The 25,989-nt window shown below is 63.6% G+C and carries 19 protein-coding genes; 4 read left to right on the top strand and 15 right to left on the bottom strand.

The genetic code is table 11. The features are described 5' to 3' along the window. Positions 1–27: 27 nt before the first annotated feature. Genes dut through H7X45_RS07585 form a run of 4 tightly spaced genes read right to left on the bottom strand, consistent with a single transcriptional unit; the run spans position 28 to position 4,042 of the window. Positions 28–477, bottom strand: coding sequence for a dUTP diphosphatase (gene dut, locus H7X45_RS07600; protein ID WP_187336887.1), 450 nt, complete (start codon positions 475–477; stop codon positions 28–30). Then, positions 458–1,738, bottom strand: coding sequence for a bifunctional phosphopantothenoylcysteine decarboxylase/phosphopantothenate synthase (locus tag H7X45_RS07595; protein WP_187336886.1), 1,281 nt, complete (start codon positions 1,736–1,738; stop codon positions 458–460). The genes dut and H7X45_RS07595 overlap by 20 nt, the downstream gene beginning before the upstream one ends. Positions 1,739–1,743: 5 nt before the next feature. Beyond that, positions 1,744–3,291, bottom strand: a complete 1,548-nt coding sequence (gene ubiB, locus H7X45_RS07590; protein WP_187336885.1) for a 2-polyprenylphenol 6-hydroxylase — start codon at positions 3,289–3,291, stop codon at positions 1,744–1,746. A gap of 19 nt (positions 3,292–3,310) precedes the next feature. Beyond that, positions 3,311–4,042, bottom strand: a complete 732-nt coding sequence (locus H7X45_RS07585; RefSeq protein ID WP_187336884.1) for a class I SAM-dependent methyltransferase — start codon at positions 4,040–4,042, stop codon at positions 3,311–3,313. A gap of 143 nt (positions 4,043–4,185) precedes the next feature. On the opposite strand from H7X45_RS07585, the gene mutM reads away from it, so the two are divergent. The 3 genes from mutM (at position 4,186) to H7X45_RS07570 (ending at position 8,493) form a co-directional block, all read left to right on the top strand. Continuing rightward, positions 4,186–4,998, top strand: a complete 813-nt coding sequence (mutM, locus tag H7X45_RS07580; RefSeq protein ID WP_187337045.1) for a bifunctional DNA-formamidopyrimidine glycosylase/DNA-(apurinic or apyrimidinic site) lyase — start codon at positions 4,186–4,188, stop codon at positions 4,996–4,998. 102 nt (positions 4,999–5,100) lie between these two features. Further along, positions 5,101–6,393 carry a phosphopyruvate hydratase gene (gene eno / locus H7X45_RS07575; RefSeq protein WP_187336883.1) on the top strand — a complete coding sequence of 431 codons (1,293 nt, stop codon included), beginning with the start codon at positions 5,101–5,103 and terminating at the stop codon, positions 6,391–6,393. Positions 6,394–6,405: 12 nt separating this feature from the next. Beyond that, positions 6,406–8,493, top strand: a complete 2,088-nt coding sequence (locus H7X45_RS07570) for a malate synthase G (protein WP_187336882.1) — start codon at positions 6,406–6,408, stop codon at positions 8,491–8,493. Positions 8,494–8,652: 159 nt separating this feature from the next. Here the strand turns inward: H7X45_RS07570 and maiA are convergent, their stop codons facing one another. The 4 genes from maiA to hppD all read right to left on the bottom strand — a co-directional run bounded on the left by maiA (position 8,653) and on the right by hppD (position 13,224). Beyond that, positions 8,653–9,300 carry a maleylacetoacetate isomerase gene (maiA, locus tag H7X45_RS07565; RefSeq protein WP_187336881.1) on the bottom strand — a complete coding sequence of 216 codons (648 nt, stop codon included), beginning with the start codon at positions 9,298–9,300 and terminating at the stop codon, positions 8,653–8,655. Positions 9,301–9,326: 26 nt separating this feature from the next. Next, the gene (gene fahA, locus H7X45_RS07560; RefSeq protein WP_187336880.1) at positions 9,327–10,619 is read right to left on the bottom strand and encodes a fumarylacetoacetase; all 1,293 of its coding nucleotides are present in this window, start codon (positions 10,617–10,619) and stop codon (positions 9,327–9,329) included. 20 nt (positions 10,620–10,639) lie between these two features. Continuing rightward, positions 10,640–11,956 (bottom strand): homogentisate 1,2-dioxygenase, encoded by a 1,317-nt coding sequence (hmgA, locus tag H7X45_RS07555; RefSeq protein WP_187336879.1) that lies wholly within the window; start codon positions 11,954–11,956, stop codon positions 10,640–10,642. A gap of 155 nt (positions 11,957–12,111) precedes the next feature. Beyond that, positions 12,112–13,224: a 4-hydroxyphenylpyruvate dioxygenase gene (hppD, locus tag H7X45_RS07550; protein ID WP_187336878.1), complete on the bottom strand. Its 1,113-nt coding sequence runs from the start codon at positions 13,222–13,224 to the stop codon at positions 12,112–12,114. Positions 13,225–13,269: 45 nt separating this feature from the next. Between hppD and H7X45_RS07545 the strand changes: the two genes are divergently transcribed. Then, positions 13,270–13,755: a MarR family winged helix-turn-helix transcriptional regulator gene (locus H7X45_RS07545; RefSeq protein ID WP_187336877.1), complete on the top strand. Its 486-nt coding sequence runs from the start codon at positions 13,270–13,272 to the stop codon at positions 13,753–13,755. A 90-nt stretch (positions 13,756–13,845) separates the two neighbouring features. Here the strand turns inward: H7X45_RS07545 and H7X45_RS07540 are convergent, their stop codons facing one another. From H7X45_RS07540 to H7X45_RS07510, 7 genes are all read right to left on the bottom strand, one after another. After that, a complete protein-coding gene (locus H7X45_RS07540) occupies positions 13,846–14,628 on the bottom strand; it encodes an enoyl-CoA hydratase-related protein (RefSeq protein ID WP_187336876.1) in 783 nt (260 codons plus the stop codon). Positions 14,629–14,642: 14 nt separating this feature from the next. Next, positions 14,643–15,692: an enoyl-CoA hydratase/isomerase family protein gene (locus H7X45_RS07535; RefSeq protein ID WP_187336875.1), complete on the bottom strand. Its 1,050-nt coding sequence runs from the start codon at positions 15,690–15,692 to the stop codon at positions 14,643–14,645. A 44-nt stretch (positions 15,693–15,736) separates the two neighbouring features. Beyond that, positions 15,737–16,879 carry an acyl-CoA dehydrogenase family protein gene (locus H7X45_RS07530; protein ID WP_187336874.1) on the bottom strand — a complete coding sequence of 381 codons (1,143 nt, stop codon included), beginning with the start codon at positions 16,877–16,879 and terminating at the stop codon, positions 15,737–15,739. A 64-nt stretch (positions 16,880–16,943) separates the two neighbouring features. Next, positions 16,944–19,085, bottom strand: a complete 2,142-nt coding sequence (locus H7X45_RS07525) for a TonB-dependent receptor (RefSeq protein WP_187336873.1) — start codon at positions 19,083–19,085, stop codon at positions 16,944–16,946. A gap of 111 nt (positions 19,086–19,196) precedes the next feature. After that, on the bottom strand, positions 19,197–19,433 hold the full coding sequence (locus H7X45_RS07520; protein WP_187336872.1) for a hypothetical protein: 237 nt from the start codon (positions 19,431–19,433) through the stop codon (positions 19,197–19,199). Then, the gene (locus H7X45_RS07515; protein ID WP_246449799.1) at positions 19,433–23,710 is read right to left on the bottom strand and encodes a translocation/assembly module TamB domain-containing protein; all 4,278 of its coding nucleotides are present in this window, start codon (positions 23,708–23,710) and stop codon (positions 19,433–19,435) included. The genes H7X45_RS07520 and H7X45_RS07515 overlap by 1 nt, the downstream gene beginning before the upstream one ends. Beyond that, complete coding sequence (locus H7X45_RS07510) at positions 23,710–25,962, bottom strand: autotransporter assembly complex protein TamA (RefSeq protein WP_187336871.1); 2,253 nt, start codon at positions 25,960–25,962, stop codon at positions 23,710–23,712. Before H7X45_RS07510 ends, H7X45_RS07515 begins: the two co-directional genes overlap by 1 nt. Positions 25,963–25,989 lie beyond the last annotated feature (27 nt).

Here is a 25,989-nt window from a genome sequence, read left to right as displayed (position 1 = left end):
CGGGAGATAGGGTAAGACGCTTACCGATCACACCCCGGTCGATCCGAATCCGCCGTCGCCGCGAGCGGTATCGTCCAGATTTTCCACCTCGCGCATGATCCCGCGCTGCACCGGCGCGACGACGAGCTGGGCGATCCGGTCTCCCTTGCGGATGGCGAAATCGTCCTCGCCCAGATTGGCGAGCAGCACCTTCACCTCACCGCGATAGTCGCTGTCGATGGTGCCTGGCGTGTTGAGCACGCTGATACCTTGCTTGAAGGCGAGGCCGGAGCGTGGGCGCACCTGAATCTCATACCCTGGCGGGATGGCGACAGCGAACCCGGTGGCGACCAGCGCGCGGGCGCTTGGGCGGATGGTAAGGCTCTCGGCGGCGCAGACGTCCATGCCCGCCGCGCCGTCCGTAGCATATCCCGGCAGGTCCAGGCCTGCGCCATTGGGCAGGCGTTTGACCGCGATCTCAATCGGTTCGAAGCGCATCGGCGATCCTTTCCATCAGCTTGCGCGCAACCACGCCTTTGGGCGCGTTATCCCAGCTCTCGACGCCGCTGGATGTGACCAGATGCACGGCGTTGTTTTCGCCGCCCATCACGTCACCGGATACGTCATTTGCGACGATCCAGTCGCATCCCTTTGTTTCCAGCTTCGCGCGGGCGTGATCGATCACGTCGTTGGTTTCTGCCGCGAAGCCGACGAGCAGGGCAGGGCGCTGCTCGCTTCTCGCTAGCCCGGCCAGAATGTCCGGATTTTCGGTCAGCGCCAGCGGGGCGGGGCCGGTGCCCGATTTCTTGATCTTGCGATCGGCCTCTTCGGCAGCGCGCCAGTCGGCCACCGCGGCGACGAGGATCGCGGTATCGGCAGGCAGGGCGTCATCGACCGCCGCCTGCATCTCGCGCGCGGTATCCACATCGATCCGGATCACGCCGGGCGGCGTAGGGAGAGAGACCGGGCCTGCCACCAGGGTGACGTCCGCGCCCAGCGCCGCCGCTGCTTCGGCAATCGCGAAGCCCTGACGGCCCGAGCTTCGATTGGCGATGTAGCGCACCGGATCGATCGGCTCATGCGTCGGTCCGGCGGTAACGAGCACGCGCTTGCCGTGGAGGGGACGGTGCGCATCAGGCGCGAAGGCGGGCTGGTCCGCCAGCGGATCGGCGGGCTCCGTCGTCGGCGAGCGGGGCTGCGCCAGCGCGGGATCGAACGGATGGTTTAGCATCCGGCAAATCGTCTTGGCGATGTCCGGCGGTTCGGGCAGGCGGCCGGGGCCATATTCGCCGCAAGCCATGGATCCGCTGTCGGGCTCCATCACGCTGACGCCGTCGGCGCGCAGCTGCGCGATATTGCGCTGCGTGGCGGGATGCTGCCACATGCGCACGTTCATCGCGGGCACGGCCAGCACCGGCTTGTCGGTGGCCAGAAGTACGGTGGTCGCCAGATCGTCGCACAGGCCTGCCGCCATTTTGGACAGCAGATTGGCGGTGGCCGGGCAGACGACGATCAGGTCCGTCTGTCGCGAGAGCTGAATATGGCCGATCTCTCGCTCGTCCTTCAGATCGAACATGTCCGAATAGACATGATCCTCGGTCATTACGCCCAGCGAGAGCGGCGTCACGAATTCATGCGCGGACCGCGTCATCACCGCGCGAACGGCGATGCCCTGCCGCTTCAGGAAGCGCGTGAGTTCCAGCGACTTGTAGGCAGCAATGCCGCCGCCGACGATCAGGAGGATGGAGGGGCTGCTCATCCCGATCAGCCCAGCCAGGCCATGCCCGCCGCGCCAGCGGCTGCGGCGATGATCGCCGTGACGGTGAACGCGAGCGCGGTGCTGCGCGGACGATCGCGGTCCCAGATCAGCTTGACCTCGGGTAGCGGCGGGGCGGGCGGGGCGCCGCCTTCACGCGGCAATTGCGCATCGAGCCGCCGGACGAGATCGGGCAGCAGCGCCAGCGTTTCGAACTGCCGCCGGATTCCGTCCGCCGCCTTCGCTTCGGGGCCCAGCTCGGTGCGGATCCATTCGCGCACGAACGGGGCGGCGGTGTCCCACATGTTGATGCCGGGATCGAGCGAGGTCGCCACGCCCTCCACCATCACCATCGTCTTCTGCAGGAGCAGGAGATGCGGCTGCGTCTGCATGTCGAAATCACGGGTGATGGCGAACAGGCCGTCCAGCATCATGCCGACCGACAATTCGCTTACCGGCTTGCCGCGCATTGGCTCGCCCACCGCGCGCAGCGCCGTGGCGAACTCCTCCATATTATGGTGCGCGGGCACATATTGCGCCTCGAAATGAATTTCGGCGACGCGGCGGTAATTGCCGGTGATGAGGCCATAGAGAATTTCGGCCAGCCAGACCCGCGCCTTGCGGTCGATGCGGCCCATGATGCCGAAATCGATCGCGACGATCGTGCCGTCGGAACGCACAAGCAGATTGCCCTGGTGCATGTCGGCGTGGAAGAAGCCTTCCGAAATTGCCTGGCGGAGGAAGGCGTGGACCAGCCGGTTGGCCAGCACATGCGGATCATGGCCGGCGGCCAGAATGCCCTCGCGGTCGGCGATCTTGATGCCGTCGATCCAGTCGAGCGTCAGCACTTTGCCCGCCGTCCGGTCCCAATCGATTTCGGGCACCTCGTAAAACGGCTCGGACTGCATGGCGTCCTTGAGCTCGCTCGCCGAAGCGGCCTCGCGCCGCAGGTCAAGCTCGCGCAGCGTCCAGCGCTTGAAGTTGGCAATGGTGAGGCGCGGGCGAAGGCGCGCGGCCTCTCCGCCGAACGCCTCCAGATGCGCGGCGGCCCATTCATAAGTTTCGATATCGCGCAGGAAGCGTTTGTCGATGCCCGGGCGCTGTACCTTTACGGCCACGGTGCGCCCGTCGGTTGTTACAGCCTTGTGGACCTGCGCGATCGATGCGGAACCGATAGGTTCGGGGTCGATCGACTGGAAAAACTTGCCCCACGGCGCATCGAGCGCGCGCTCGATCTGCTCGCAAATCTTGTCGAAGGGTTCGGGCGGTAGGGCATCCTGAAGCCCTAAAAGATTATGCGTCGCATCTTCGCCGACCAGATCGGGCCGGGTGGCCAGCGTTTGACCAAGCTTGATCGCCGCCGGGCCGATCTCACGGAAAGCCGCGGCGTAATCTGGATGTTTGGGCTGGATCGTGCCGAACCGCGCGATGCGGCACAGGCGCCTGACCGGCAGCGGCGTCTGGCGTGCGTTCTCGATATCGCGCAGCGCCCCGTGGCGTGCGAGAATGCGGCCCCATTTCAGAAGCCGGAAGATATGGGTGCGGGCGGCGGTCATGCTGGCGCGCGGCCCCCTGTCACGCTTTCCAGCCGCTGTGGATCGCGACCAGTCCGCCAAGGATCGGCTCGGCCTTCACCTGAGTGAAACCGGCATCCTGGATCATGCCCTTGAAACGCTCCATGTCCGGAAAGCGGCGGATGGATTCGACGAGATAACGATAGCTGTCCTCATCGCGCGCGATCGCCTTTCCGATCTTGGGTACGAGGTTCATCGAATACCAGTCATAGACATCGGCAAAGCCCGGCCACAACGTGGTCGAGAATTCCAGGCAGAAAAAGCGTCCGCCGAAGCGCAGCACGCGGTGCGCCTCTGCCAGCGCGGCGGGAATGTCGGTGACGTTCCGGATGCCGAAGGCGATGGTGTAGGCATCGAAATGCCGGTCCGGAAAGGTCAGCGTCTCGGCATTCTGTTCGGTCCAGACCAGGCCGTCGCGTCCGCGCTTCATTGCGCGTTCCATGCCCACGGCCAGCATTTCCGGGTTGATGTCCGCCACCGTCACGTTCGCGCCGCGGTCTTGCAGGCGGAAGGCAATATCGCCGGTGCCGCCCGCCATATCCAGAATATCCTCGCCCTCGCGCGGTTTGACGAGGCGCACGAACCGGTCCTTCCACAGACGGTGCATGCCGCCCGACATCGCATCGTTCATTACATCGTAGCTGGAGGCGACGTTGGAAAAGACCCCGCCGACGCGCCGGGTCTTTTCTTCGGGCGCGACCTCTTCATAGCCGAAGGAGACGGTGTCGGTCATGGCGTGGTCCTCGAGTAAAAGCGGTGGATAGCGCCTTAGGGAGGCGGGCGCGCTTTTGCTAGATGGGTGGGACGAGCTTTGTGAACAATGCCGTCGTCGATGCGGGCGATGGAATTGATCGCCGTGAGGTCTATATCGCTTGCATGCCGGAATTACCCGAAGTCGAAACCACCGTGCGCGGGCTCGCTGCCGTAATGGAGGGGAAGCGTATCGCAGGCGTCGAGGCGCGCCGTGCGGATCTGCGGCGGCCTTTTCCTGAGGACCTGCGCCAGCGCCTCACCGGCGCCACCGTGTCCGCGCTCGGCCGCCGCGCCAAATATGGGCTGATCGAAACCGACCGCGGCGATACGATGATCTTCCATCTCGGCATGTCCGGGCGCTGGCGGATCGATCCGGAAGAACTGGGCACGCATGATCATCTGATCGTCGGTGTCGACAGTGGCCACATCCTCAGCCTCAACGATCCGCGCCGTTTTGGCTCGGTCGACCTATTGCCCACGGACGATATCGACGCCTGGCCGCCCTTTGCCGCCATGGGGCCGGAGCCGCTAGGACCGGACTTTACCGCAAGGCATCTGCAACAGGCGCTGGCAGGCCGCATTGCGTCCATCAAGCTGCTGCTGCTCGATCAGCGCATCGTGGCGGGGCTCGGCAACATCTATGTCTGCGAGGCGCTGAACATGGCCGGCATCGCCCCCGGGCGGCAGGGGGGCAGGATCGGCCTCAAGCGGCTGGAGCGGCTGGTAGAGGCGATCCGCACCGTCCTGCTGGCGGCGATCGACGCGGGCGGCAGCACCTTGCGCGATTATGCCCGGCCGGATGGCGAGCTTGGGTATTTCGCCAAGCAGTGGCGCGTTTACGGACGCGAGGGCCTGGAATGCCCCTGCGGCGGCATCGTGCGGCGGCGGACGGAGGGCGGCCGATCGACCTTCTATTGCGCCGATTGCCAGCGCTGACGCCATTTTCTTGCGTCGAAGGGTAGGCCCCGCCTTGCCTATTGCGGCCCGGTGCGTCAGGACGACGCGCATCGAATCCACACGCACCAAGAAGGCCCTCCCATGACCAGTATCGCCAAGATCGTCGGACGTGAAATCCTCGACAGCCGGGGCAATCCCACGGTGGAAGCGGAGGTGCATCTCTACGACGGCACGGTGGGCCGCGCCGCAGTGCCTTCGGGCGCATCGACCGGGAAATATGAAGCGATCGAGCTGCGTGACGGCGACAAGAGCCGCTACGGCGGCAAGGGCGTGCTGAAAGCGGTTGAGGCAATCAACGGCCCGATCGGCGATGCGCTGATCGATCAGGATGCGACGGATCAGGTGGGCATCGACCGCGCGCTGCTCGCGCTCGACGGTACGGAGAACAAGTCGAAACTGGGCGCGAACGCCATTCTCGGCGCTTCGCTCGCCACCGCGCATGCGGCGACCAATTTCCTCGGGCTTCCGCTCTACCGCTATGTCGGCGGGGCGAATGCCAAAACCATGCCGGTACCGATGATGAACATCGTCAACGGCGGCGCGCATGCCGACAATCGCCTGGACTTCCAAGAATTCATGATCATGCCGGTGAAGGCGGACAGCTTTGCCGAGGCGCTGCGGATGGGCACCGAGGTGTTTCACGGGCTGAAGTCTGCGCTGTCCAAGAAGGGGCAGAACACCGCGGTGGGAGATGAAGGCGGTTTCGCGCCCAATCTTGCTTCTGCCGAGGAAGCTCTCGATTTCATCATGGGCGCGATGAGCGATGCCGGTTTCGAGGCGGGCAAGGACATGGTGATTGCGCTCGACGTCGCGGCCAGCGAGTTCTTCAAGGACGGCGCTTATGTCTATGAAGGCGAAGGCGTGACCCGCTCGATCGACGAACAGGTGGCGTATCTGGAAAAACTGCAGGGCGCCTATCCGATCCTGTCCATCGAGGACGGGATGGATGAGGACGATTTCGACGGCTGGAAGAAGCTGACCGACCGCATCGGCGCGAAATGCCAGCTGGTCGGCGACGATCTGTTCGTGACGCAGGAAAAACGCCTGCGCGACGGCATCGATCGCGGCCTTGCCAACTCCATCCTGATCAAGGTGAACCAGGTCGGCTCCCTCACCGAGACGCTGGAGACGGTCGATATCGCGCATCGCCACGGCTACAGCGCCGTGATGAGCCACCGCTCGGGCGAGACCGAGGACACGACGATCGCGGACCTCGCCGTCGCCACCAATTGCGGGCTCATCAAGACCGGCTCGCTCAGCCGTTCGGACCGGACGGCCAAGTACAACCAGCTGCTGCGGATAGAGGAGCAATTGGGTGGTCACGCGCATTTTGCGGGCGCGGACTTCATGCGCCGTATGGGCCAGACCGGATAAAGGACAGACATCATGATCGAACGGGCAGGCCTTCAGGTCGACGAGCAGCTGGCGGACTTCATCGAAGGGCAGGCGCTGCCCGGAAGCGGCGTGGAAGCCCAGGCTTTCTGGGAGGGCCTGGCTGGATTGTACGAGCGTTTTGCAGGGCAGAATCGCGATCTCCTCGCCAAACGCGAAGAGCTGCAGCGTCAGATCGATGACTGGCACCGCGAACATGATGTGCGCAGCGAAGGCGAGGCCTATCGCGCGTTCCTGAGCGAGATCGGCTATCTGGTCGATGAGCCGGCTGCGTTCGACATCGGCACGGCGAATGTCGATCCGGAAATCGCGACGCTGGCCGGTCCGCAGCTGGTGGTGCCCGCACTGAACGCCCGCTTCGTGCTCAACGCCGCCAATGCGCGTTGGGGCAGCCTGTACGATGCGCTCTACGGCACCGACGCGATCCCCGGTGAGGCCGAAGGGCGCGGTTACGATCCCAAACGCGGCGCGAAGGTGGTGGCCTGGGCCAAGTCCTTCCTGGACGAAGCCGTGCCGCTTGCCGGCGGCAGCTGGGCGGATTTGACCGAAGGCGACATCGCGCTGGCCGACGACAGCCAGTTCGTCGGTACCAGCGAAGACGGCAAGGGCCGCCTGTTCCGCCATAACGGCCTGCATATCGAAGCGCGGTTCGACCGCGACCATCCGGTCGGCAAGGACGATCCGGCCGGCATCGCCGACGTCATCCTGGAATCGGCGCTGTCGACGATCGTGGACCTGGAGGATTCGGTCGCCGCGGTGGACGCGGAAGACAAGGTGCTCGGTTACACCAACTGGCTCGGCCTGATGACGGGCGAACTCAGCGAGACGTTCGAAAAAGGCGGCGAGCGCATGACGCGCACGCTGAACCCGGACCGGCGCTATACCGCGCCCGACGGCAGCGAGTTCACGCTGCCCGGCCGCAGCCTGCTGCTGGTGCGTAATGTCGGCCATCTGATGACGACGCCCGCGGTGCAGCTGCCGGATGGTAGCGAGGCGCCGGAGGGCATTCTCGACGCTGCCGTCACCGCGTTGATCGGCAAGCGCGACGGCACCGGCTCGGTGACGAACAGCCGCGCGGGCTCCATCTATATCGTGAAGCCCAAAATGCATGGGCCGGAGGAAGTGGCCTTCGCCGATGCGCTGTTCGCGGCTGTGGAGGACATGCTGGGGCTGGGTCGCAACAGGATTAAGATGGGCGTGATGGACGAGGAACGGCGCACGTCCGCCAACCTTGCCTCCTGCATCCAAGCTGTGAAGGACCGCATCTTCTTCATCAACACCGGCTTCCTCGACCGAACGGGCGATGAGATGCACACCAGTATGGTGGCGGGCGCTGTGGTGCCCAAGGGCGAGATGAAGTCCAGCGCGTGGATCTCGGCCTATGAGGACCGCAACGTCCAGATCGGCCTAGCCCACGGTTTCTCGGGCAAGGCGCAGATCGGCAAGGGCATGTGGGCCGCGCCCGATCGCATGGCCGAGATGCTGGAACAGAAGATCGGCCATCCGAAAACGGGCGCCAACACCGCCTGGGTGCCGAGCCCGACCGCCGCGACGCTGCATGCCGTCCACTATCATCGCGTGAACGTTTTCGACGTGCAGAAAGAGGTGGCGGGCCGGGAAACGCCGGGGCTCGACAAGTTGTTGACCGTGCCGCTCGCTACCGACACGAACTTCCCCGAAGAGGCGGTGGAGCACGAGCTGGAGAACAATATCCAGGGTATTCTCGGCTACGTCGTCCGCTGGATCGATCAGGGCGTAGGCTGTTCCAAGGTGCCGGACATCCATGATGTCGGCCTGATGGAAGACCGCGCGACGCTGCGCATTTCATCCCAGCATGTCGCCAACTGGCTGAAGCATGGCGTTGCCAGCCGAGAGCAGGTAGATGCGGTGTTCGGCCGCATGGCCGAAAAGGTCGACATGCAGAATGAGGGCGATCCCAGTTATCGTCCGATGGCGCCGGGGCTGGACGGTATCGCCTATCAGGCCGCCCGTGCGCTGGTATTCGAGGGCGAGGAACAGCCCAGCGGTTATACGGAGCCTCTGCTGCACGAATATCGCCGCAAGAAGAAGGCGGAGGGGTGAGCCTTCCTCATCTGGGGGCCGAAGCCCTGAGCTTGTCGAAGGGCGTCTGTCGGGTGAGCGCGGCCGGTAGTTGGCGCTGTATCTCGAAACGTGCTTCGGAGTCGAAGACGGCGCATGGCGCCACCGGCTCAGCACTTACGGGATTGGAACGGTTGGCGACTAACCCACGCTCGCATCAGGCTGGCGATCGGGATGCGCTGCCGCGATGCGTTCGTCCGCTAATACGCGCTCCGTTAACGCGCGCAGGCGTGGATAGGGCGTAATGTCCACCTCGAACCGCTCTGCGGCGTAGACCTGCGGGAGGAGATAGCATTCGACTAGGCCGGGCTCGTCCCCGAAGGCGAAGCCGCCGCCATGTTGGCGCACCATCACCTCCAGCGCGGCGAAACCGTCGCCGATCCATCGCGCGATCCAGGCTTTGATCGCTTCCGGCGGCGCATCCAGTTCGCCCTTCAGATATTGCAGGATGCGCAGATTGCCGAGCGGATGGACGTCGCAGCCAATCACCGCCGCCATGGCGCGCACCACGGCGCGCTGCTCCAGATCGGCGGGCAGCAGCGCGGGTTCCGGCCAGCGTTCCTCCAGATACTCGATGATCGCCGGGCTCTGCGTCAGCACATGCCCATCCACCTCCAGCGCAGGCACGAGACCCTGCGGCTGGAGCGAGCGATAGGCATGGCCGCGCTGCTCGCCTGCCAGTAGGTTCACGGCCCGATATTCGTACGCCAAACCTTTCAGCCCCAGCGCAATGCGCGTGCGATAGCTGGTGCCCGAGCGCCAATAGCCGTGGAGGATCAGATCGGTCATCGGCGCTCTCCTGTCTGAAAAGCGCTTTACGCGCGCGCCGGCATCACAACCGCGCGGCATTCGCCGAAGCCGATAGGCACTGCCCCGTCCGCCCGCGCAGTGGCTTTCAGGATGATCTCATCGCCATCCTCCAGGAAGCTGCGCGTTTCGCCATTCGGAAGCGTGATCGGCGTTTTGCCGCCCTGCGAGATTTCCATCAGGCTGCCCAGGCTCTCATCATTCGGGCCGGAAATCGTGCCGGTACCGAGAAGATCGCCGGGCCTCAGATCGCAGCCATTGGAGGCGTGGTGCGTCACGATCTGCGCGACCGTCCAGTACATATGTTCCGCCGCACTCTTGCTCAGGCGATGCGGCTCGTCACCCGCTTCGCGCATTTTGGCGGTGAGCAGGAAAGTGTCGAGCTCCAGTGCCAGCGCGCCGCGCGCCTGATCGTCCGCGTCGTTCAGATAATCCAGCGGTGCCGGATCGCCTTCGGGGCGCGGCGCCTGGGCTTTCCGGAACGGTTCCATCGCCTCCGCCGTCACCACCCAAGGCGAGACTGTGCTGTGGAAATTCTTGGCGAGGAACGGCCCCAGCGGCTGATATTCCCAACCCTGCAGATCGCGCGCCGACCAGTCATTGAGCAGGCCGAAGCCCGCGACATGATCGCCTGCATCGGCGATGGCGATCGGATGGCCCAGTTCGTTGCCCGGGCCGATCCAGACGCCCAATTCCAGCTCGTAATCGAGGCGGCGGGAGGGGCCGCGCGTCGGTGCATCCTCGTCCGGAGCCTTGCGCTGGCCGAGCGGGCGTACGACGGGTTCGCCCGACACGCGCACCGAGCTGGCCCGGCCGTGATAGCCGATCGGCACATATTTATAGTTCGGCAGCAGCGGGTTATCCGGGCGGAACTGCTTGCCGATGTTCATGGCATGATGAATGCCGACATAGAAATCGGTGTAATCGCCGATCCGCGCTGGCAGATGCAGCGTGCAGTCCGCCGCCTCGTGCAGCAGCGGCTCGACCTGATCGCGATGCTGTTCGTCGCTCAGAAGCTCGGACAGGCGCGCGCGGAAGGCGACGCGCGTTTCCTTCGGCAGCGCGAAAAAAGCGTTCAGCGTCGGGTCTTCCAGCGGCACTACATCGGCGCGCGGCAGCAGGCCGAGTTCGGCAACCGCCCAGAGATCGAGAACTTTGTCGCCAATCGCTGTGCCGGCGCGGGGACCTTCGCTGCCGACGCTGAAAATGCCGAGCGGCAGGTTCTGGATCGGGAAATCCGCATGGCCGTTGGCGCTTTTCACCCAGCTGGTGAGGTCGGGGCTGTGGGTCTGATCGGTCATGATAGCCTTTCCAGAGTAATTCAGGGGAGCTGCGCCTTGGGGAAGTCGGCCCAGGCCTCGTCATAATCGGGCTGCGCATGCTCCATGGCGTGAGGCGTCGGGCGATAGGGCCAGCAGCTTTCGACCATGAACGCCATTGTGCCGTCGATTTTCACGGGCTTCAGGTCGGCAGCGCTGGCTTTTTCCCAGCTCGCCTTGTCTGGGCCGTGGCCGGCGAGGAGATTGTGAAGCGAAAGGCCGCCCGGCTGGAAGCCGCCGCCTTCCTTCGCGTCATATTCGCCGTGGATCAGGCCCATCGCCTCGCTCATCACATTGCGGTGGAACCAGGGGGGGCGGAAGGTCTTTTCGGCCACCATCCAGCGCGGCGGGAAGATCACGAAGTCCGCATTGGCGCGGCCCGGCGTCTCGCTGGGGCTGGTCAGCACCGTGAAAATGCTGGGATCGGGATGATCGAAGCTGACCGTGTTGATCGTGTTGAACCGCGACAGATCATAGCGGAAAGGCGCGAGATTGCCGTGCCAGGCGACCACGTCGAGCGGACTGTGATCGAGCGTGGTGGTCCACAGGCTGCCCAGATATTTCTGGACGAGCTCGATTTCCTCGTCGCGGTCCTCATACCAGGCGACCGGCGTCTCGAAATCGCGCGGATTGGCGAGGCCGTTGGCGCCGATCGGCCCCAGATCCGGCAGGCGGAAAAGCGCGCCGTGATTTTCGGCGACATAGCCTTTGGCTGTGCCGTCCGGCAGCAGCGCGCGGAACCGCACGCCGCGCGGGATCAACGCGATCTCGCCAGGGCCTATCACCATGCGACCGAGTTCGGTCAACAGTTCGAGCCGACCTTCTTGCGGAATGAACAGAAGTTCGCCGTCGGCGTCCACGAACACGCGGGTCTCCATGTCCGCGCTCGCGGCGTAGAGATGCACTGCGACACCGGTCAGTTCGGAGGGATCGCGGTTGGTGAGCATGGTGGTCATGCCGTCGATCAGATCGACACCCGCCGCCGCTTCCGCCTGCGGGTCCCAGCGCAGGCGATTGGGCGCCAGCGGTTCGTTCGGAGAGGTGGCGCTGAAACGGCGAGCACTTTCATAGCGCACGAACGGCGGATGCTCCGCGCTGGGGCGCATCCGGTAAAGCCAGCTGCGGTGGTTTTCATGGCGCGGCGCAGTGAACGCGGTGCCGGAAAGCTGTTCGGCATAAAGGCCGTAAGGCGGCTGCTGAGGGCTGTTCTGGCCCTGGGGCAATGCGCCGGGAACGGCCTCGGTCGCGAAATGCGATCCGAAGCCGGTCATATAATCGGCCTCGCGCGACTTGGCGGCGATGGTGCGTTCGACGTTCATGATCCTCTCCGCAGTATTTTACGCCATCCCCCGGACCCGTTCGGGCTGAGCCTGTCGAAGCGCTGTCTTTTTCCATCGCACCGCGCTTTTCCAAGAAAAGTACGGCCCTTCGACAGGCTCAGGGCGAACGGTTCCGAGGGGCTAAGCCGTCAGCCTCAGGCCTCCGCTTTCTCGCCTTTGCCTTTCAGCTTGCCGCGCTGCATCTGATCGCGCTCGATGCTCTCGAAAAGGGCCTTGAAGTTGCCCTCGCCGAAGCCTTCGTCCTTCTTGCGCTGGATGATCTCGAAGAACACCGGGCCGAACATGTTGCCTGTGAAAATCTGCAGGAGCAGGCGCGGATCGCCCTCTTCGGTGGAACCGTCGAGCAGCAGGCCGCGGGCCTTCATCTCGTCCACCGGCTCGCCATGGCCGGGCAGGCGTTCCGCCAGCATCTCGTAATAGGTGTCGGGCGGCGGGTCCATGAAGGGCAGGCCGTTGGCGCGCAGCTGGTCGATGGTTTTGTAGATATCGGGCGTGGACATCGCGATGTGCTGGATGCCTTCGCCATTGAAATCGACCAGATATTCTTCGATCTGCCCGCCGCCGCCTTCGGCTTCCTCGTTCAGCGGAATGCGGATCTTGCCGTCCGGCGCGGTCATCGCCTTGCTGGTGAGGCCGGTATATTCGCCCTTGATGTCGAAATAACGAATTTCGGTGAAGTTGAAGAGGCGTTCGTAGAACTCCGCCCAGAACTTCATGCGGCCGCGATAGACATTGTGGGTGAGATGATCGACGATGGCGAGGCCGGCACCTTCCGGGTTCTTGTCGACGCCGTCGAAAAATTTGAAATCGATGTCGTAGATGTCCGCGCTGCCGTCCTGGCCGTAGCGGTCCACGAAATAGATGAGGCTGCCGCCGATGCCGCGGATGGCGGGGATCTTCAGCTCCATCCACCCGAGATCGCCGGTGACGGGTTCCGCACCGTTATCGACGGCGTGCTTGAATGCCGCGGCAGCGTCTTTCACGCGCCAGCCCATCGCGCACGCGCCGCCGGTGTGGTGTTCGCGCACAAAGTGCTGCGCCTGACTGCCGGGCTCATTGTTCAACAGGAAGTTGATGCCGTTCTGACGATAGAGCGTCACATCCTTGGAGCGGTGCTTCGCTACGGGCACGAAACCCATCTGCGTGAACACCTTGTCGATCTGCTTCGGATCGCCTGCAAATTCGAGGAACTCGAAGCCGTCGAGACCGGCGACATTCTCGGGGAGCTGCGTTACATCGGTTGGCATGGGTCGAGACTCCAATATCGTTACATTTGCAACTATCTTATCGCAATGAGCACCGAAGATCAATCCGGGGACGCTGCGGCGGACGAATTGCGGCTGGACCAGTTCCTGCCCTATCGGCTGTCGCTTGCGTCCAATCTCGTCAGTGAAACGATCGCTGCGACCTATCGATCCCATTTCGGGCTGACGATACCGGAATGGCGGATCGTGGCGGTGATTGCCGAAGGCGAGGGGATGACCCAACGTGACATCGTCCACCGCACGCGCATGGACAAAGTGACGGTCAGCCGAGCTGCCAAAGTGCTGGTAGGCCGCGGGCTAGTGGCGCGGCAGGTTCGTGAGGAGGACAGGCGCAGTCACGCACTGGTACTGACCGATCAGGGTAAAGAACTGCACCGGCGAATCGGGGCACAGGCGCGCGCGATGGAGCGCGCCATCTTCGGCCGGTTCGAAGCGGAGGAACTGGCGGCGTTCGAAGCGATGCTGCGCCGGATCGATGCCGCGGCGCTGGAGGTGCTGGAAGGGAAGGGGTGAAGAACCAATCCAGGGCGGTTGCGGCGTTGCAGCCACTCTAGATTGGTTCGTTGCCCTTCGGGTGCCTCGCAGTGACGGTGGTCTGTAGGCTTACCGGCCCTTCCAGTTTCCGTCGCGCTTCTCGATGAACGCCTTCATCCCTTCCACCTTGTCTTCGGTGGCGGTGAGGATCTGGAACAGGCGGCGTTCGTGCAGCAGGCCCTGGTCGAGCGTGGTTTCATAGGCCGCGTTCACCATCTCCTTGTTCACCATCGCGGCGAGCGGGGGCATGGCGGCGATCGTCGCAGCGCTTTTCATCGCCTCGTCCATCAGGTCAGCGGCGGGGATCACGCGGGCGACAAGGCCGGCGCGCTCGGCCTCTTCGGCGTCCATCATGCGGCCCGTCAGGCACATTTCCATCGCCTTCGACTTGCCGACCGCACGGGTAAGGCGCTGCGATCCGCCCATGCCGGGCGCAACACCCAGCTTGATTTCGGGCTGGCCGAATTTCGCGCTGTCGCTCGCCAGAATGAAATCCGCCATCATGGCAAGCTCGCACCCGCCGCCGAGCGCGAACCCGTTTACCGCAGCGATCCAGGGCTTGCGCACCGCCTTCACAATGTGGCTGGTCCACTTGGCGAAGAAGTCCTGCGAGTAGAATTCTGCGCTCGGCTTGTCGGCCATTTCCTTGATATCCGCACCGGCGGCAAAGGCCTTTTCGCCCGACCCCGTCAGCACCGCGCAGCGCTGGCTGTCGTCCGACTGATAGGCGGAGAAAGCGTCGATCAGCTCCTCCAGCACCTGCGTGTTGAGCGCATTCAGCGCCTTGGGGCGGTTGAGCGTGATCAACGTTACCGCATCGCGGGTTTCGGTCGTGATGGTTTCGTAGGTCATCGGGTTTCTCCGGATCAGTCTTCCAGCGGGTGCCATTCCTCGCCCGCAGGCATGGGCGCGAAAATCTCGTCGATGATAGCATCGGTGACGCCTTCGGGCGTTGGCGGATCCCATTTCGGGTGATTGTCTTTGTCGATGATCAGCGCGCGCACGCCTTCCAGAAAATCGTGCCGCCCGACGACATGCGCACCGATGGCATATTCCTGTTTCATCTGGCTGGCGAAGTCGGGCATCTCGGCGCCTTCCTTCAGCTGGCGCAGCGCTACCTTACAAGTCTGGGGGCTCTTGGTGCCGAGTGTATCGCGTTCCTTCTGCGCCCAATCGCTGTCGTCTTTTTCCAGCGCCTCGAGGATATCTTCATAGCGATCGCTGGCGAACAGGCGATTGATCTTGTCGATGTTCGCAGTGATGCGCGCGTCCGGCGCGGTGACCGAAAGATCGCCAAGAATTCCGGCGATGCGGCCCGGCCGCTCGGCAATGCGCTCCTTGGCTTCTTCCAGCTTTTCGGCAGGCAGATAATGGGTGGCGAGGCCGAGCGCGAGGCATTCCGCGCCATCGATGCGCGCGCCGGTGAGCGCGAGAAATTGGCCGACGCGGCCTTCCAGGCGCGGCAGATACCAGCCGCCGCCCACGTCCGGGAAAAGGCCGATGCCGGTTTCAGGCATGGCGAAACGGGTGTTCTCGGTTGCCACGCGAAAGCGCGCAGGCTGCGAAATACCCACGCCGCCGCCCATGGTGATGCCGTCCATGAACGCAACCACGGGCTTGTCATAGGTAAACAGCTGGTGGTTCAGGCGATACTCGTTCCAGAAGAACTCGCGTGCATCCTTGCCGTCTTTAGCACCGCTTTCCGCGAGCATGCGGATGTCACCACCCGCGCAAAAGCCGCGGCCTTCGCTGTGGTCAATGAGGATCGCCTGGACGGCGTCGTCATGTTCCCAAGCCTTGAGGGCCTCGGTCATACCAAAGCACATTTCGGTGGTGAGCGCATGGATCGCGGCCGGGCGGTTCAGGCTGATGCGGCCTGCGAACCCCTCGGTGCGGATGATGAGTTGGTCGGTCATGTCACTTTTCCAAATGCCGTGAGCCCTAGAACTTACGGAGATGATTACTGTCGCAGCAGATCGCGCGAGACGATCAGCCGCATGATCTGGTTGGTGCCTTCCAGGATCGAGTGCACGCGCAGGTCGCGCCAAAAACGCTCGATCGGATAGTCCATCAGATAACCGTAGCCACCGAACAGCTGCAGCGCGTCGTTGACGATCTTCGAGCCGCTGTCTGTGGAGAGACGCTTGGCCATGGCGGCGAAGCGGGTCTTGTCCGGCGCACCCTCGGTCACCTTGGCGGCGGCGAGGTAAAGCAGCGCACGCGCGGCTTCCAGATCGGTCGCCATATCGGCGAGCATGAACTGGGTGTTCTGGAATTCTGCGACGGGCTTTCCGAACTGCTGGCGATCCTTGGTATAGGCGATCGCCTCATCCAGGCAGCGCTGCGCCCCGCCGAGCGAGCAGGCGCCGATATTCAGGCGGCCGCCGTCGAGGCCCTGCATTGCGATCGAAAAGCCTTGGCCCTCTGCGCCGACGAGGTTTTCCACCGGCACGCGGACATCGTCGAACATCACCTGCGCGGTGGGCTGCGAATGCCAGCCGAGTTTCTTTTCCGGCGCGCCGAAGCTGACGCCTTCCATGTCTTTCTCGACCACGAGGCAGCTGATGCCCTTGGGGCCCGCATCGCCGGTGCGGACCATGCAGACATAAACCTCGTTCTCGCCGCCGCCCGAGATGAACTGCTTGGAGCCGTTCAACACATAATGATTGCCGTCCAGCCGTGCCGTGGTCTTCAACGCCGCGGCGTCCGAACCGGAGCCGGGCTCGGTGAGGCAATAGCTGGCGATCTTGTCCATCGTGACGAGCGAAGGGAGATATTTGTCCTTCACCGTCTGGCTGCCGAACGCATCGATCATCCAGCTCGCCATATTGTGGATCGAGATGAACGCGCTGGTGGAAGGGCAGCCATAGGCCATCGCCTCCATAATCAGGGCCGCGTCCAGCCGGCCGAGGCCGATGCCGCCCGATTCTTCGGAGACGTAGATCGAGGCGAAGCCGAGCTCGGCCGCCTTCACGATCGTCTCGCGCGGGAAGATATGCTCTTCGTCCCACTTGCCCGCATGGGGCGTAATTTCGTCGGCGGTGAATTTGCGCGCCATCTCCTGGATGGCGCGCTGCTCTTCAGTCAGATCGAATTGGGTCATGGCGACGCTTCTATTCAGATGCGCCGCCGCGTCCAGCCCCAACCGGGCAGGAAACCAGCGCGCGTCAGAGCGAGAGACGCAGGCTCACCCGGAAATCACGCCCAGCCAGCGGCGCATAGTCTTTGAGGAAACTCGCCGCACGGCGGGCCGTCACGTCGAAGATGTTGTTCGCCGACACAATGAGTTGTGTGCGGTTGCTGTCGAACGGACGGAAGGCGAGCGAGGCGTTGACCAGCGTGAAATCGTCGGTCGGCGTCTCGATCGGGGCCACGCGGGTCTGTTTTGCGTTATACTCAGCCTCGATGCGGCCGGTCAGCCGGTCAGACTGCGCTTCGATGCCGCCGAGGAGGCGGAGCGGAGGAATGCGCGGCGCGGGGCCGACATCGACGATGGTGGCGTGCACATAATCGGCAATACCGTCGACATTGATCGCATAATCGCCGAACTGCGCGAGACGCGCGGACGCATCGACTTCGAAGCCGTAATAGCGCGCCTCGGCCTGCATGAACTGGTAGACGGGCAGGCCGTCCTCCAGCTCGCCGGTCTGCTGATCGTAGATGAAGTTATCGAACCAGTTGTAGAAGCCGGAAACCGACAGATTATAGCCGTCGCCCTTGCCACGCAGCGAGGCTTCCAGCCCCTTGCTGCGTTCCTTGTCGAAATTCGGGTTGCCGATTTCGAAGGCCTGCGTGCCGGCGTGCGGCCCGTTGGGGAATAGCTCCTCGGCAGCCGGTGCGCGTTCCGTATAAGTGCCGCTTAGGCCCAGGCGCCATGCATCGGAAAGGCCGTAGCTCGCACCGAGTGATCCGGAGAATGCGTCAAATCGCCGCTCGATGAAGGGATTGCCGAGGTCCGTGTCGGGGAAAGCGTTGAGGATGCTATGTTCATAGCGCCCACCCGCTTCGGCGCGTAGCGGGCCGAGATCGAAGCTTTGCAGCGTGAAGATGCCATATTGCTGGGTGCGGTTGCGCGGCAGGAATTTCTCTTCGCCCACCACGTTGAAGTCGCGGATCAGCATCTGGCCGCCGATGGCACCTTCCCAGTTGCCGCGACGGGCCTGGACAAGCTCCAGACGCGCCTCGATGCCCTGATTGTAGAAGGTGGTGCCGACTTCGCCGGTATCCTCGATCTCGCTATGCTCGTAATCGGCGAAGCCCGCACGCAGCTTGATCTGCCGCAGGAAACCACCGCCGGTATCGACTTCGGCGCGCAGGTCCGCGCGGGTCTGCTTGACGTCCAGACGCACGGCTTCGGCATCTTCGCCGGGCTGCAAAGCATAACGGATCGGAACGCCGTAGAGGCTGTCATACTGGTTGACCGAGAAGCCGATCGAACCGCCTTCGTCGATAAAGGCAAGGCCGGCAGCCAGATCGGACGTTTCCGCCGCGCTGTTGGGCAACTTGCCTTCGAGGTCCGCCAGTGCGCGGATTTCGGGGTCGGCGCTAGCCGCAGCCTCGGCGCGCAAGGCGGGGGCCAGAATATAGCCGCCGGTCTCCAGATCGCCCGTTTTGGTGTAGCTCGCATCGGCATGGGCCACGAATTTGCCGCCGAAGGGCACGTCGACCGCACCGGAAACGGCGCGCTCGTCCGCCGCGCTGCCATAGGTGGCAAGGCCCTCCGCGTGCAGCGGCGATTCCGGTACGCGGCGCGGGATGCGCGAATCGATAACGTTAACGACGCCGCCGATGGCGGAGGAACCATAGAGCAGGGCCGACGGACCGCGCAGCACCTCGATCCGGTCCGCGGTTAGCGGGTTAATAACGACGGCATGATCCACGCTGGTGTTCGATACGTCGAAGCTGCCGATGCCGTCGGTCAGGATACGCACGCGGTCTCCCTGGAAGCCGCGCAATACCGGACGCGAGGCGTTGGGGCCGAAGGAGGTGGCCGAAACGCCCGGCTGCTTTGCCAGCGTATCACCAATAGTCGGGCGCAACTCGCGCGTCAGCTCGGTGCCGGTAAGGACCGAGGTGCCCGAAAGCACGTCGAGTCGGTTACGCTGGAACGGCGCGGTGACGATGATCTCGGTCGACGGTTCGTCATGATAAGCGTCTTGCGTCTGCGCGGTCGTACCGGCCTGCGGGGCAGGGACAGGAGCCGGCGCGGCGGCGTCCGGGGCTGCGGCGGGAACGTCGGGCGCCTTTTCGGCGGCGGCAAGCGGAGACGTGAGGACGGTTCCTGCAAGCAGGAAATAAGCGAATTTCATGTAGGATCGACCGTTCTTAGGGTGGAAGGATTGATCCGGCAGCCGTTACGCAATGATACATCATTACCATAATGCTGCGCGATGAACCGACGCCGAGGTGCGACGAACGGATTAGTTGTGTTCGGTGACCGCAGCCGGTGTTTGCGTGGTGGGGGGAGTGGTCATGCCGCGCACCTCCAGCTCTCGGTCCATCACCTGCATCTGCTCGTTCATTTTCGCGTCGAGCTTCCGGGCGCGCGCTTCGATTTCCTTGGCGGTGTTATCGTACTGCGTATCGAAGTCGGGCTCCTTCTCCTTGCAGCCTGCAAGGAGGACCAAGAGCAGCAATCCAGACGCCGCGGCGCGCATCAATAGTCCTTCTTGTAGCGCACGTTGACATTGGACTGGCCGAAATTGCCGAAGCTGCTCAGCACCGAGAGGGCGGGGGTGAGCGTCACTTCCAGCTGCGTCGCGGTGAAGCCACGCGCATCAGTGATGATCTCGATATAGACATCGTCCGTCAGATATTTGCCTGCCGCCAGCGCGGTACCGCGGCCTGAATTGTTGTCCGCGCCAAGGATGCGCAGGCGATCGATGCCGGTTGCCGCCTGAAGCTCACCCAGCGGATTGAACCCGCCCCCGCTGCCGCGCAGGCTGTTAAGCGAAGAAGCGAGCTGAACCGCCTGAATGGCCGAGAGATTGGCAACCGAACTGCCGAAAAGAATGCGGCTGATAATCTCGTCCTGCGGCAGAGCGGGCGTCGAGGTGAAGGAAATCTGCGGGTTCTGCGCGCGGCCGGTGACGTTCAAGATCGCGGTGACACCGCTGACATCGGCGGAGGCGGCTATCTTGATCGTCGGATTGGTAAGCTGGCCGCCATTGAAGGTGATCAGGCCCTCGGTCAGCGTGAAGCTGTTGCCGGCAAAGCCATAGGTGCCGCGAACAAGCGACACATCACCTGAAATGACCGGATTGGCGGTAGTACCGGTGATCCGCAGGTCGGTCGCCCATTCGGACTCCAGCCCCATGCCGGAAATGTAGATCTGGTCGTCCGCTTTGATCGTGACAGCCAGGTCGAACACCGTCGGCAGCGCGGCGCCGGGCTCCGGATCACCGGTTACCTTCTTCCGGCCGGTGGGCGGCATGCGGCGCACACCTGTCAGCTTGGGCACTTCAGGGCCGCCCTGGCGGATGATGCGATACCGTGTCTGCGGCAGACGGATGGTGCCTGCGATCTTCGCGTTCGATCCCGGCTGGTTGGTGATCCGGATATTACCGGTGGCAGTCGAACTGATATTGTCGCTGCGTGCCAAGCGGGCATCGTTCAGGTTCAGCTGCAGATCGAGCGGGAAACCCTTATCCGAACTCAGGCTGACGAAGCCCGATCCTTCGACGGTGCCATTGCCGGCCACCGCGCGAAGCGTATCGAGCTGGAAGCGATCATTGCTGAAGCTGCCCGCCAGCTTCATCTGGCTGAGGCGCGTGCCGTAGACCTCATTCTCATAAGTAAGATCGTTGGCGCGCACGAGGCCGTTGAGCTGCGGGCTCTGCACCCGGCCTGCGAAATCGGCGGCGAGGCCGATCGTGCCTTTAAGCGTCTGGTTCGGCACCGCGGCGAAGCTGAACAGCGTGCTCGCAGGGCCATTATAGCGGATGCCTCCGCCAAGTGGCGCAGCCAACAGACGCGTGGTCCAGCTGCCCGCACCGGGGGGCAGCGGATTGAGCGTGGCCACCATGCGGCCGATCACGGTGGAACCCTGCCGCAGCACCGCGCGCGCATCGCCTCCATCGGGCAGCAGCTTGCCGACGAAGTTGATGTCGACCGGTGTGGAAACCGCGGACAGGCTGGTGCGCGTGAAATTGTCGATGCTGAGCCGCGCATCGGCGCTGGGGAAGCTGGCACCGGAAGGCTGGCTGAAATCAAGGCTGCCGTTCGCTTTGCCGCCCAGACCCAGGCCGGGGCTGATGGTGTTGGCAATAGACAGGTCCACCCCGTTGAGGCGGCTCTGGATCTTCAGTCCGTCGCCATACTGACCCGCGAGTTGCAGCGATCCGCTCGACAGGAGCACGGTGACGGGCTGCAGCTGATAGCCACTCTTGTCCGGAATGATGCGTGCCGGATTCTTCGTTTTGAAATCGATGCCGTTGGCGCGCCCGTCCAGCGCAACGCGCCACAGATCGGGGCGCAGATCCGCATTGGCGCCAATCCGGAACGGGACGCCATTGCGCCCTTCGGCATAAAGCTGCGCCTGTCCGTTGCCGCCTTGATAGTTCACCTTGGCGCGCGCGGCGTTAATATCCAGTTCGCCATAACTGGTGTTCGCAAACTGCACGTCGGCGACCACCGATGGCTGGGCATAAAGCGTGACGGTGGCATCGATGATCGCCCTGCCGATCGACACATTATTTTGGCCGGGCAGCCGGGCATTGTTGGCGCGCGCATTGATGACGGCCTGCTGGACGCCGGAAACCGATGCCAGCCGTACAACGCCGTTGATACCCGATCCATTAGCGTTGAGCTGTCCCGCGAACGGACCCGCGGCGGTCTGCTGCACCCGCCCGTCGAAGGCGATGCCCGCGAAGTTTGCCCGGGCAATATCGATTGTCAGCGCATTACCGGTGATGACGTTGAGGTCTGCGTCAAACGGGCCGTAATCGGTGTCACCTTTGGCCAGCACGGCATAGCCTGCATTGCTACCCTTCACCTGTGCCCGGAAGTTGGCGAGGCCGATACCGAAACCTGGGCGGTCTGCGGTCAGCACGGCCGTCGGGTTGGTGAGCGTGCCGGTAAGCTGGAGGCCCAGCGGACCATATTGGCGGGACACACCCTGACCGCTGAAGCTGATCTGGCCGTCGGGCGAATAGCTGCCCGATCCGCCGGTCAGGCGGAAGGACGGGGAGGCGATATTGAGGTTGCGTACCCGCGCCACGCCGTCGCTGCCAAAGGCGAAATCGGTGGAAACCAGCGTGTTGCCGCCCAGGAAGTCGCGCGCGCTCTGGTTGAAGATCTGCGTGGATTGCACGCGGACCTTGCCGCCCAGCGTGAAGCCGCCCTGATTGTTCGCCTTCAGATCGGCATCGGTCCTGATGTTGAAGATGCCGACGCTGTCGATCCGGTAATTGTTGAGCTGACCCTGCAGCGCGCCGGTGTAGAGTCCGGTCTCCAGGTTCGCGAGGATCAGCGCGGTGGCCTGCAGACGATCGGACCGGATGCGCAGATTGTCGCTGAGAATGCGCGGCCCATCAATCGCGATGTCGCCGTTCAGGCGTACATTGGTGAGCAGTTCACCCGCCGTGGCGTTCAGCCCCGTGATCCGCGCAGCACTGGCATTGACCGGCACAAGAATGCGGTTCGAGTCCACCTTTGCCGAGCCTTCGGCAGAGAGGCGCTCAACCACGATATCGTTGAAGCCAAGCGCGGCGGCATTGAGTTTGTAGGCGACGGCGGGCGTCCGGAAATCGCCGTCGAGCACCAGATTGGCGCGAATGCCGCGGCCATTCAGATTGGGCGCCAGCGTGGAAGGTTTGTTCAGCAGGAAATCAAGCTTGAGGCCGTCGAACGCGTTCTTTCCAAGGTCGATCACGCCAGTGGTGGCAAGCGCAAAATTTTCGGACGACAGCGTGCCCTTCAGATCGTAGCGACTGTTATCGACAGCGGTTGTCAGATCGATCCGCGTGACGGGGGAGAGCAGGGCCTGGGTCGGCCCGGTCATGATCAGGCCGGGATTGGTATCGCCGCGCACGCGGAAGGTGCCGTTTCGCGCGGCAAGGTCCAGCGCCGCGATGCGGTCTCCACCCAGATTGGCAAGCAGACGCCCATTCCAGCGCTGCCAATCGCCTGCACCTTTCAGCTGCGCGGTGATCGGCTGCGCGATATTGGTATAGCTGGCGACGAGACCATCCGCCGGGGCGCTCAGATCGAGCGCGATATCCAGCTTGTTCTGTTCAGGCGCAGCGTCGAGGTTCACCATCAATCGGTCACCGCCGGCAAGCCCTTCCTTGCGCAGCGTCCGCGCGTTCAGGGCAAGCTTGGCCACCTGGTTGCGGATATTCACGCTACCATCGAGCGCGGCGATACTCCGCTTGCCGGCAATCGGTTGTTCCAGGATCAACTCATCGACCTTGAGCTTGTCGACCGTGATGTCGAAGCCCGGCAGCAGCGGGCCGCTTTTGTCTTCGGAGGGAATAAGCTCTGGCAGACGCAGCAGGCGGACCTGCGGCGATTCCAGCGCGTGGATGTCGAGCAGGTTTTGCGTGACGAAATGGAACGGGCTCCAGTCGACACGGACGCGCGGTGAAGTGGCGAACACGCCCTTGGGATCGCGCAGCGTCAGGCCGACCAGCGTCATATCGCCGTAAAGCGAGCCGTCGATCTTATCGACATGGATATCGAGGCCGGAGGCGAGCTCAAGATTGTTAATTTTGTTCACCGCAAAATCGCGGCCAGGCTGGGTGTTGAGCGCAAAAATAGCGGCCACCACCAGCAGGATGAGAGCGGCCACGATGATGCCGAGCCATTTCGCAGCTTTCAGCGCTCGGCGGCGTCCGCGATGGGCGCGCGGCTCATCATATTCGGTGACGGTCTCGGTCACTTCGACCGGTTCGCCTTCGGGCGCTCCGGGTTCCATCTCGTTTTCCTCGGCCATCAGAAGGCCTGCCCGATCGAAACATAGACGGATACGATGCTTTCACCCGGCTGGCGATTGATCGGGGTTGCGACATCCAGACGGAAGGGGCCGAAATTGGTATAGAACCGCCCGCCGATGCCCGCGCCGTAGCGCAGGTCCTTGCCCTTCGGCAGAACGCTTTCATAGACCTGACCCGCGTCGACGAAGGCGACAATGCCGTAATTGCCGAACCGATAGCGTCCTTCGATCGAGGCTTCATTGAGGCTGCGTCCCCCGATCGGGCGACCGTTCGGATCTTTGGGACCAAGCTGCTGATAACCATATCCGCGCACCGATCCGCCGCCGCCCGCATAATAACGGCGTGAGGGTGCAAGGTCGTTGCGATCGATCCCGGCAATCGCGCCTGCACGCACCCGGCCCGCCAGCACGAAACTTTCGCCGAACGGCTGATAAGCGGTCGCCTCCAGCAGCGTGCGCGCATAGGTGCGCGTTCCGTCGTTCAGCGCGACTTCGGGCGAAAGGCGTGCGGTGAGGCGATAGCCCTTGGTGGGGTTCAGCAGATCGTTCGACTGATCGAATGTCACCTGGCCCGGCAGCGCGCCGATGAAGTATAGCTCCTTCTCACGTGCGCCAAGCGCTTCGTTATAACCCTCTTCATAGGAGCCGACGAGTTCGAAGCCATAGCCATAGGTCAGCGGCTTCTGCCAGATCGGCGTGCTGTCATAGCTGATCCGTCCGGCAAGGCGGCCGGTGAGCGCGTTATAGGCGTCGAAGTCGTTGCGCAGGGCGTTCAGCGTTAGCTCGACCGTCCGGTCCCGCTTGCCCGCATTGGAGCGTCGGAAGGTGACGCCCGCGCCCTGTTCCTGCGTTCCCGCCACCGCATGGGCGATGAGCGCGCCCTCCGGTGGGAAGAGATTGCGGTGCTGCCAGCTGCCTTCCACTCGGAAGCCCTGGCCGGTGCCGTAGCCCGCGCTTCCCGCGATGGTGCGCGGCGGCCCCGCGTTCTGCACGACATCCAGCGTCACATATTCGGTGCCATCGGGCGCGGTTTCGCCGGTTTGCTTCGGCTCCACCGTGACGGTGTTGAACAGCCCGGTCGCGACCAGCGCCTGGCGCAGATCGTCGGTCTTGCGGCTATCGTACAGGTCTCCGCGCTCGAACCGGGCGAGCAGCGCGACATGTTCGGCATCAAAAGCCAGATCGCCGCTGGTTTCGAACCCGCCGAAGCTGGAACGGGCCCCGGGCGTGATGGGAAGCGTGTAGGCACCGGTCGCGGGCACGGAATCCAGCAGGATATCGCGCTGGCCGATCTCGAAGAAAGGATAGCCGTTTTGCGGCGCGATGACCGAGAGATTGGCCTCGGCCGCCAGGACGTTGGCCGCAATAATCGGATTGCCGACCTTCAGTCCGAAATTGCTGGTGAGCAAATTCGGCGGCACGATCGGCGGCGAATCCAGCGTGATCGAACCGAAAGTGTAACGCTCGCCTGGCTGCACGTTCAGGATGGCGGTGGCTTCGCCTCCTGCCTGCTGCGGAAGCTCGATCCCGCCGGTCACGCTGGCATCGTAATAGCCTTCGCTCTCCAAGATCGTGACCATCAGCTGCTGGTCGCTGGTGAGGCGCGCCTGCACCTGCGCGGCATTGGCGGCGGTGCCGTCGCCGTCCTTCAGCGCCGAAAGCTCGGCAAAGGTATCGCGGACATTGTTGTCTTCCACCGCCTTTTCGACCGGCTCCAGCCCTTCGATGCGGTAGGCATATTTGATTTCGACGTCTTGATTGTCGGGCGTCTCACCCTCAATCGTTACCGGCTCGACCTGGAAGTCGGCCAGCGCGGGGAGGGGGTCGTCGATCGCGGGATCGGTGATCGGCGCATCGGCAAGCTGCTCTTCGGCATCGCCGTCCTGCGCGGCGGGCAGCGCCTCGGCATTGCCGGCATCGGCTGCCTTGCGGTTCTGCTCCGCCTCGGCATCGAGCGCGTCCTGGCGCGCGGTGAAATCTTCCATCGATTCGAGCGGCGCATCCATCGTGGGATCAAGCTCGGGCACCACCTTTTCGAACTCCTCGTTCGAAATGATCGGGTCGGCCGGCTGCTGCCCGGAAGGATTTTCCGGCTGCTGCGCTGTACTGTCGGTGGATGCGCTAGCACCGCCGTCCTGCTGCGCCAGAAGCGCTGATGGCGCGGTGGCAATCGCACAGGCAAGAAGCAATTTTATGGAGCGACCTGCTCCCTCGCCGTCATACACCGGCCACAACCTCACCCCTGCTTGCATGGAACTTAGGCTCTTAGCATGGGGTTT

The organism is Novosphingopyxis iocasae (assembly GCF_014334095.1).
GTDB lineage: Bacteria > Pseudomonadota > Alphaproteobacteria > Sphingomonadales > Sphingomonadaceae > Novosphingopyxis > Novosphingopyxis iocasae.
The sequence above is the reverse complement of the archived record's forward strand: the minus strand, read 5'-3'. Positions and strand labels throughout refer to the sequence as shown.

Coding starts and splice junctions, on each gene's coding strand:
- dut (WP_187336887.1), bottom strand. CDS start 477: ATGCGCTTCGAACCGATTGAGATCGCGGTCAAACGCCTGCCCAATGGC.
- H7X45_RS07595 (WP_187336886.1), bottom strand. CDS start 1,738: ATGAGCAGCCCCTCCATCCTCCTGATCGTCGGCGGCGGCATTGCTGCC.
- ubiB (WP_187336885.1), bottom strand. CDS start 3,291: ATGACCGCCGCCCGCACCCATATCTTCCGGCTTCTGAAATGGGGCCGC.
- H7X45_RS07585 (WP_187336884.1), bottom strand. CDS start 4,042: ATGACCGACACCGTCTCCTTCGGCTATGAAGAGGTCGCGCCCGAAGAA.
- mutM (WP_187337045.1), top strand. CDS start 4,186: ATGCCGGAATTACCCGAAGTCGAAACCACCGTGCGCGGGCTCGCTGCC.
- eno (WP_187336883.1), top strand. CDS start 5,101: ATGACCAGTATCGCCAAGATCGTCGGACGTGAAATCCTCGACAGCCGG.
- H7X45_RS07570 (WP_187336882.1), top strand. CDS start 6,406: ATGATCGAACGGGCAGGCCTTCAGGTCGACGAGCAGCTGGCGGACTTC.
- maiA (WP_187336881.1), bottom strand. CDS start 9,300: ATGACCGATCTGATCCTCCACGGCTATTGGCGCTCGGGCACCAGCTAT.
- fahA (WP_187336880.1), bottom strand. CDS start 10,619: ATGACCGATCAGACCCACAGCCCCGACCTCACCAGCTGGGTGAAAAGC.
- hmgA (WP_187336879.1), bottom strand. CDS start 11,956: ATGAACGTCGAACGCACCATCGCCGCCAAGTCGCGCGAGGCCGATTAT.
- hppD (WP_187336878.1), bottom strand. CDS start 13,224: ATGCCAACCGATGTAACGCAGCTCCCCGAGAATGTCGCCGGTCTCGAC.
- H7X45_RS07545 (WP_187336877.1), top strand. CDS start 13,270: ATGAGCACCGAAGATCAATCCGGGGACGCTGCGGCGGACGAATTGCGG.
- H7X45_RS07540 (WP_187336876.1), bottom strand. CDS start 14,628: ATGACCTACGAAACCATCACGACCGAAACCCGCGATGCGGTAACGTTG.
- H7X45_RS07535 (WP_187336875.1), bottom strand. CDS start 15,692: ATGACCGACCAACTCATCATCCGCACCGAGGGGTTCGCAGGCCGCATC.
- H7X45_RS07530 (WP_187336874.1), bottom strand. CDS start 16,879: ATGACCCAATTCGATCTGACTGAAGAGCAGCGCGCCATCCAGGAGATG.
- H7X45_RS07525 (WP_187336873.1), bottom strand. CDS start 19,085: ATGAAATTCGCTTATTTCCTGCTTGCAGGAACCGTCCTCACGTCTCCG.
- H7X45_RS07520 (WP_187336872.1), bottom strand. CDS start 19,433: ATGCGCGCCGCGGCGTCTGGATTGCTGCTCTTGGTCCTCCTTGCAGGC.
- H7X45_RS07515 (WP_246449799.1), bottom strand. CDS start 23,710: ATGGCCGAGGAAAACGAGATGGAACCCGGAGCGCCCGAAGGCGAACCG.
- H7X45_RS07510 (WP_187336871.1), bottom strand. CDS start 25,962: ATGCAAGCAGGGGTGAGGTTGTGGCCGGTGTATGACGGCGAGGGAGCA.